We start from the raw sequence: 1,564 nt of genomic DNA on the forward strand, positions 1-1,564 counted from the left end.
GAGTAATGCATAGGAATCTGGCTTATGGTGGGGGACAACAGTTGGAAACGGCTGCTAATACCGCATATTATCTAATGATGAAAGGTGCCTTAGGGTGTCGCCATGAGATGAGCCTATGTTAGATTAGCTAGTTGGTGAGGTAAAGGCTCACCAAGGCTGCGATCTATAGCTGTTCTGAGAGGAAGATCAGCCACACTGGGACTGAGACACGGCCCAGACTCCTACGGGAGGCAGCAGTGGGGAATATTGGACAATGGGGGCAACCCTGATCCAGCAATACCATGTGTGTGAAGAAGGCCTTAGGGTTGTAAAGCACTTTAGTCGCTGAGGAAGGCTATTAGGTTAAGAGCTAGATAGTTTGACGTTAGGCGAAGAATAAGCACCGGCTAACTCCGTGCCAGCAGCCGCGGTAATACGGAGGGTGCGAGCGTTAATCGGAATTACTGGGCGTAAAGGGTTCGTAGGTGGATAGATAAGTCAGATGTGAAATCCCTGGGCTCAACCTAGGAATTGCATTTGATACTGTTTATCTAGAGTTCACTAGAGGATTGGGGAATTTCCGGTGTAGCGGTGAAATGCGTAGAGATCGGAAGGAACATCAATGGCGAAGGCAACAATCTGGGGTTGAACTGACACTGAGGGACGAAAGCGTGGGTAGCAAACAGGATTAGATACCCTGGTAGTCCACGCTGTAAACGATGAGTACTAGCTGTTGGAGTCGGTGAAAAGGCTTTAGTGGCGCAGCTAACGCGTTAAGTACTCCGCCTGGGGACTACGGCCGCAAGGCTAAAACTCAAAGGAATTGACGGGGACCCGCACAAGCGGTGGAGCATGTGGTTTAATTCGATGCAACGCGAAGAACCTTACCTACCCTTGACATCCTAAGAAGAACCGAGAGATTGGTTTGTGCCTTCGGGAACTTAGAGACAGGTGCTGCATGGCTGTCGTCAGCTCGTGTTGTGAAATGTTGGGTTAAGTCCCGCAACGAGCGCAACCCTTATTTTTAGTTGCCATCATTAAGTTGGGCACTCTAGAGAGACTGCCGCTGATAAGGCGGAGGAAGGTGGGGACGACGTCAAGTCATCATGGCCCTTACGGGTAGGGCTACACACGTGCTACAATGGGCACTACAGAGGGCTGCGAAGGAGCGATCTGGAGCGAAACTCACAAAGGTGTTCTAAGTCCGGATTGATCTCTGCAACTCGAGATCATGAAGTCGGAATCGCTAGTAATCGCGGATCAGCATGCCGCGGTGAATACGTTCCCGGGTCTTGTACACACCGCCCGTCACACCATGGGAGTGGGTTGCAAAAGAAGTAGGTAGCTTAACTTCGGAGGGCGCTTACCACTTTGTGATTCATGACTGGGGTGAAGTCGTAACAAGGTAGCCGTAGGGGAACCTGCGGCTGGATCACCTCCTTAAAGGTACGAAGATGATTTTAATGTTGAATTGTAAATGTTTGATGTTGAATGAATGAGTACAAAAAAATGAGAATAGATCCTTGGAGTATTTGAGTGTTTACATATTTTATTTTTTGTTAGATTGGGTCTGTAGCTCAGCTGG

The 1,564-nt window shown here is 49.0% G+C and carries 1 rRNA gene; it reads left to right on the top strand.

The window, feature by feature from the left end:
- Positions 1-1,422: ribosomal RNA gene (locus A37Q_RS0109520) — 16S ribosomal RNA — on the top strand; the annotation flags it as partial.
- Positions 1,423-1,564 lie beyond the last annotated feature (142 nt).

Origin of the sequence: Fangia hongkongensis FSC776 = DSM 21703 (genome assembly GCF_000379445.1) — a bacterium.
GTDB lineage: Bacteria > Pseudomonadota > Gammaproteobacteria > Francisellales > Francisellaceae > Fangia > Fangia hongkongensis.